The sequence below is a fragment of the Cupriavidus sp. 01L46 genome, from assembly GCF_056399905.1.
Window position 1 is genome coordinate 1 of the sequence record NZ_JBFTSF010000341.1, and the last position, 6,065, is coordinate 6,065.

Annotated in this window: 3 protein-coding genes; 2 read left to right on the forward strand and 1 reads right to left on the reverse strand. The window is 69.0% G+C overall.

The window, feature by feature from the left end; all coding sequences use genetic code 11:
• Nucleotides 1–350, reverse strand: a 350-nt coding sequence (locus AC1DS3_RS33650) for an aminotransferase class IV (protein ID WP_477128865.1), incomplete at its 3' end; no start/stop codon positions are given.
• A gap of 186 nt (nucleotides 351–536) precedes the next feature.
• Between AC1DS3_RS33650 and AC1DS3_RS33655 the strand changes: the two genes are divergently transcribed.
• Together AC1DS3_RS33655 and AC1DS3_RS33660 are read left to right on the forward strand one after the other, a co-directional pair.
• Nucleotides 537–4,376, forward strand: a complete 3,840-nt coding sequence (locus AC1DS3_RS33655; protein ID WP_477128866.1) for an SNF2-related protein — start codon at nucleotides 537–539, stop codon at nucleotides 4,374–4,376.
• Nucleotides 4,377–4,572: 196 nt separating this feature from the next.
• Complete coding sequence (locus tag AC1DS3_RS33660; protein ID WP_477128867.1) at nucleotides 4,573–5,622, forward strand: Bug family tripartite tricarboxylate transporter substrate binding protein; 1,050 nt, start codon at nucleotides 4,573–4,575, stop codon at nucleotides 5,620–5,622.
• Nucleotides 5,623–6,065: the final 443 nt, after the last annotated feature.

Consider the following 6,065-nt stretch of genomic DNA (forward strand, 5'->3'; position numbering starts at 1 on the left):
GTGTTGCCCCTGGCCGAGACGCCCATTTTTTCCGAGCCGATCCAGACCAGCGGGCGGATGTAGCAGGACGCGAGCTGGTTGGCGTTCACCACCTCGCGTTGCGCGGCCTCCAGCGTGGCCGCGTCGAACGGCATCTGCATCTGGAAGATCTTGGCCGAGTTGAACAGGCGGCGGGTGTGCTCCTTGAGACGGAAGATCGCGGTACCGGCCGGCGTCTTGTAGGCACGTACGCCTTCAAACACCCCCATGCCGTAATGCAGGGTATGGGTCAGCACATGGATCTTGGCGTCGCGCCATTCGATCAGCTTGCCGTCCATCCAGATTTTACCGTCGCGATCCGCCATCGACATGGTTCTCTCCCAGAGCGCCATCAGTCATGCAAAAGCGACATTGTAAACCCCGAGACCCCCTGTGCCAACGCGGGCGCGGGCGCGCCGGGGTCTAAAATCGTCACATTGTGTATGCCGCCACTGCCACCCGTGACCCTGCCGCCGCCGTCTGGACCCTCCGCCTCCCATCGTGAATCGCCAGGCCGCATGCACGCCAGGCGGCTGCGCGAGATGCTGTTCTCTGGAGCCTCGGAGGCGGCCATCGGCGAAATGCTGGCGCCTTGGGGGGACGGAGCCGACCGCGCCGAAATGCTGGTGGAAGCGGCGTTGGCCAGCGGCGACGCCGCGCTGCTGGACCAGGTGGTGCCGCCCTGGCGCTGGCGCATCTTGCTGGCGATCCTGGACTGTCTCTATTTCGACTGGGATCCCCGCTTGCAGCCCTACCTGGATTACGGACTGGCCTGCCACGCCGACGATCCGCAGGCGCTGCCGGTCCCCATTCGCACCGCGCTGGCCGAGGGCCGGTTGTACGCCGGCGAGCGCCCGGCGGCCCTTGCCTTGCTATCCACGATGGGCGACGCGGGCGGCGGCGATGGCGACGCCCTGCGCGCTTTTGCCCGCATGCAGGAAGGCGACTGGCCAGCCGCCCAGGCGGGCTTCGAGGCGGCGCTCAAGCGGCTACGGACCGAAAGCCGCCAGCGAACCGGCTTGTTGCCGCCTTCACTGGCGCCTTGCTATCCGCTGTCCTTGCTGGCCCAGCGCACGCCGGCCCACCTCGAACAAGCCCGCAAGTTCTGCCAGGCGGAAGCGGGCACACGCAGCCCGGCGCCGACCGAGCGCTGGGGGCTGTGGTGCCACGTGCTGGCCGTGCACAAGGGTGACGCGCGGCTGGACGAGGCCGCGTTCGCATTGCGCCCCGAGGTGCCGCCGCTCGCGCAGTTCTGGCGCGTGCTGCTGCGCGCCTGGCTCGGCGACGTGAAGCAAGCCAGCGGGCGGCGCCAGCCGGCGGCCGCCCGCGCCGAGGCCGTTGCGGCCCTGCGTGCGCGCCTGCAAGGCTGCGGCCTGCACTGGTTCGCGCAGCAACTGGACGCCGCGCTGGCGCTGGATGCGGGCGAGCCGGTGCCGCCAGCTTTCTTTGCCGGCCAGCGCCAGGAAAGCTGGCGGCTCGCGCTCGAAGCGTTGCAGGCCCTGGCGGGCGAGACGCGCGCGCCCGACGGCGCCAGCGCCAGCCGCCTGTTGTGGGCGTTGACCATCGACGCCGACGGCGCGGTCGGCACCATCGAGCCGCTGGAGCAGCAGCGCGGCCCGCGCGGCTGGAACAAGCCGCGTCCCGTCCCGCTGGCCCGCCTTGCCGAAGACGACCGGCTGGAGCCGTGGGACGCCCGCGTCGCCCGCGCGGTCCGCCGCGACCAGTCCTATCACCGCCGCTACGTGCTCGATCGCGCCGCCGCCATGCTGGCGCTGGTCGGGCATCCGGGCGTGGTGCTGGCGCAGGCGCCCGAGCAGACGCTGGAAGTGGTGGAGGGCGCCCCCACGCTGGAAGTGGTGCGCCAGGGTGGCCGCTACACCTTGCGGGTCTCACCCCCGGTGCGCGAGGCCCCGGCGATGGACAGCTTCCTGCCTGCCGGCAGCCGCGCGGACGCCGAGGCCTTGCGCCAGATCACCGTGCTGCGCGAAGGCTCGCAGCGCCTGCGCGTGATCCGCCTGACACCCGCGCAGCAGGGCGCGGCGCAACTGATCGCCGACGGGCTGGCGGTGCCGGCCGAGGCCCATGCGCAGCTTGACGCCACGCTGCGCGCGCTGTCCGGTCACTTCCAGGTGCACTCCGACCACGACGGCAGCGCCCGCGAGCTCGAGACCGAGAGCCGGCTGCGCGCCGAGCTGTCGCCGCTGGGCGAAGGCCTTTCGCTGCGCCTGGTGGTGACGCCGCTGGGCCCGCTTGGGCCACGGCTGGCCCCGGGCAGCGGGCGCGAGCGGCTGATGGCGGCGGTCAAAGGGGAGAGCCTGGCCACGGTGCGCGATCTCAAGGCCGAATTGGCAAGCGTGGCCGAAGTGTTCGACGCGCTGCCCTTCCTGGTGCCGCGCTCGCCCGAAAGCGGCGAATATGACTGGACCCTGGCCGATCCGGAGGAGGCGTTGTCGGTGGTCGAGCAGTTGCCCGGGCTGTCCGCCGTGCTGGCGGTGGAATGGCCCCGGGGCAAGGAAATCCGCGTGGTGGGCGCCGATATCCCGCAACTGGCGGTGCATATCGAGACCGAGAGCGAATGGTTCAAGCTGGTCGGCGAGCTGGGCGTGGCCGAGGGGCTGGTGCTGCAGCTCGGCCAGTTGCTGGCCTGGGCCGGCAGCCATGCCGGGCGCTTCATGCCGATGGGGCAGGGCGTGTATGTGGCGCTCACGCGCAGCCTGCGCGCCAGGCTGCGCGACCTGGCCAGCGTGGCGCACAACGTGCCCGACGGTATCAAGGTGCCGCTGATGGCGGCGCCCTGGCTGGACGACGTGCTGGCCGGCGCCGGCATCGACCCCGACCAGCATTTCCGCCAGCGCGTGGCGCGGCTGCGCCGGGCGCGCAACAGCGACGCCGCGCTGCCGGCCAACCTGGCCGCGCAACTGCGGCCCTACCAGGAAGACGGCTACCGCTGGGCCATGTCGCTCGCCGAGGCCGGCTTCGGCGCCTGCCTGGCCGACGACATGGGGCTGGGCAAGACGCTGCAGGCGCTCGCCGTGATGCTGGCGCGCGCCGGCGGCGGCGCCGCGCTGGTAATCGCGCCAACCTCCGTGTGCGGCAACTGGGGCGAAGAGGCAAGGCGCTTCGCGCCGACGCTGCGCGTGCACATCTATGCCGAGGGCGAGCGCACGGCCTTGCTGGAACAAGCCGGCCCGCATGACGTGGTGATTGTTTCGTACACGCTGCTGCTGCAGGCGCGCGACGCCTTCTGCCAGCGCGAGTGGCACACGGTGGTGGCCGATGAAGCGCAGGCGTTCAAGAACGCCGCCACCAAGCGCTCGCAGGCGGTGTTCGAGCTGCGGGCCGATTTCCGCATGGCGCTGTCGGGCACACCGGTCGAAAACCGGCTGGCCGAGCTGTGGTCGATCATGCGCTTTTGCAACCCCGGCCTGCTCGGCTCGCTGGTCCGCTTCAACGAGCACTTCGCCGTGCCGATCGAGCGCAATGGCGTGCGCGAGGCGGCCCAGCGGCTGCGCCGCATGATCGCGCCGTTCGTGCTGCGCCGGACCAAGGCCCAGGTCCTGGACGAACTGCCGCCGCGCACCGAGCTGGTGTTGCGCATCGAGCTGGACCCGATCGAGGCGGCCCACTACGAAGCGCTGCGCCGCCAGGCGCTCGCCGAAGCCGAGGCCGTGGTCAAAGGCCCGCAGGCCCGCAAGACCGCCGCCGGCCAGCCCGCTGCCGAGGCGCGCATCCATGTGCTGGCGCAGCTCATGCGGATGCGGCGCGCCGCCTGCGACGCGCGCCTGGTCACGCCCGAGCTGCAACTGGAACTCGGGCAGGCGGGCGCCAAGGTGCGCGCCTTCGTGCAACTGGCGGGCGAGCTGGCCGCCAACGGGCACAAGACGCTGGTCTTCAGCCAGTTCGTCGACTTCCTGCAACTGCTGCGCCAAGGGCTGGACGAGGCCGGCCTGGCCTGGCAGTACCTTGACGGCGCCACGCCAGCGGCCGAGCGCACGCGGCGCGTGGCGGCGTTCCAGGCCGGCGAGGGCGATGTCTTCCTGATCAGCCTGAAGGCCGGCGGCTTCGGCCTCAACCTGACGGCCGCCGACTACGTGATCATCGCCGACCCCTGGTGGAACCCGGCGGCAGAGGACCAGGCCATGGGCCGCGCCCATCGCATCGGGCAGCAACGCCCGGTGACCGTCTACCGGCTGATCAGCGCGGGCACCATCGAGGAGCRCATCCTCACGCTGCATCACGGCAAGCGCGCGCTGGCCGATGGCATCCTGGAGGCGGGCGAGGACGGCGGTGCCGGCTTTGTCGGCACGGCGGCGGCGCTGCCGGACATCGACGAACTGGTTGGGCTGCTGCGCAGCTAGGGGCGCAAGKGGCGCTTTCGCCTGTGCGGGCGGCGGCAGGACTCCGGTCCATGTCTGCTTATACCAACATGGCATACCTTCAAGCGAACTCCATCGTTGGTAATGCGGCGGATCGTTGGTATCTTGCTGTTTTGGCCCGGGGCGCCAGACCCCGGCCGGCAGCCCCGACCCGCATTCCTTTTTTCGACGGTACCCCATGTTCCGCACTGCTACCCGCCGCATCTCGTCCGCTTTCCATTCGTCCAGTTCGTCTCATTCGTCCCGCGCTTCCCGCCTGGCCGCCARCCTTGGCCTGCTCGCCGCGCTGGGCACGCTGGCCGCACCGGCCCGCGCGCAGGACCCGGCCTGGCCGACCCAGCCGATCACCATCCTGATGGGCTTTACCGCCGGCTCCGGCGTGGACATGGTGGGACGCACGCTGCAGGAATCGCTGCAGAAGTCGCTCAAGGCCACCATCATCTATGACTACCGCCCCGGCGCAGGTGGCAATGTGGCCTCCGAAGTGGTGGCCCATGCCAAGCCCGACGGCTACACGCTGCTGCTCGGCACCGCCGCCACCCACGGCATCAACCCGGCCCTGTACAAGAGCCTGCCGTTCGACGCCGAAGCCGATTTCACGCCTGTCGCGCCGCTGGTGGAAGTCTCCAACGTGCTGACCGTGAACCCCGCCGTGATCGACGTGAAGTCGGTCAAGGAGTTCATCGAGAAGGTCAAGGCCAACCCCGGCAAGTACAACTACGCGTCGACCGGCAACGGCACCGGCACGCACCTGGCCTTCGCCGAATTCAACGCGCGCGCCGGCCTGGATATGGTCCATGTGCCCTACAAGGGCGGCCCCGATGCGCTGCAAGCCGTGCTCAAGGGCGAGGTCTGCTGCATTTTTAATCAGGTGCAGAGCGTGTTGCCGCAGTATCGCGCCGGCAAGGTGCGGCTGCTTGGCGTGACCACCAAGAGCCATGTGGCGGTGATTCCCGAAGTGCCGACGATAGCCGAGAGCGGGTTGCCCGGCTTCAACAGCACCATCTGGTTTGGCTTCTTCGGCCCCAAGGGGCTGGATCCCAAGATCAGCAAGAAGATCAACGATGCGGTCAAGGTCGCTCTTGAAACGCCGGCGATCCGGCAGAAGTTGATCGAGGCGGGGAATTCGCCGCGGATTGAGACGGTTGAGCAGTTCCGGACTACGGTGAAGGCGGATCGGCAGAAATGGGCGGGGGTGGTTAGGAGTGTTGGGGCGTCTATTGATTGATGTTGTGTTGGGTGGTTGGTCGCTGTTTTTTTGAGCGGCGATGGTTTTTGGACCCAAGGGCCATACGACGTTGCCCTGCGGGGTTGGTCGCTGTTTATTTCATCGGCGATGGTTTTTGGACCCAAGAGCCATACGACATCCCCCTGCGGGGGCTGCCGGTCACTTTTCTTTGACCGGCAAAGAAAACTAACGAAAAGAAAGCCGCCCTGCCGGGAGCAGAGCAATAAGGCTGTTCAGCCTCGGTGGTTGCGTCGTACGGCCCGGAGTGTTGGCTGGCGTGTCCAACCGGCCCGAAGGATATCGCTATGGCATGACCCAATGGTCACGTGGTGGTGCCCCTCATCGCTTTGCTCGGTGAGTGTTCGGGCATCTGCCGTTCGCGGTGCGGAGCGCCACGATCCTGCCTGACTTGGTGGTTTCGTGGTTTTGTCTCTGGCGGTGGC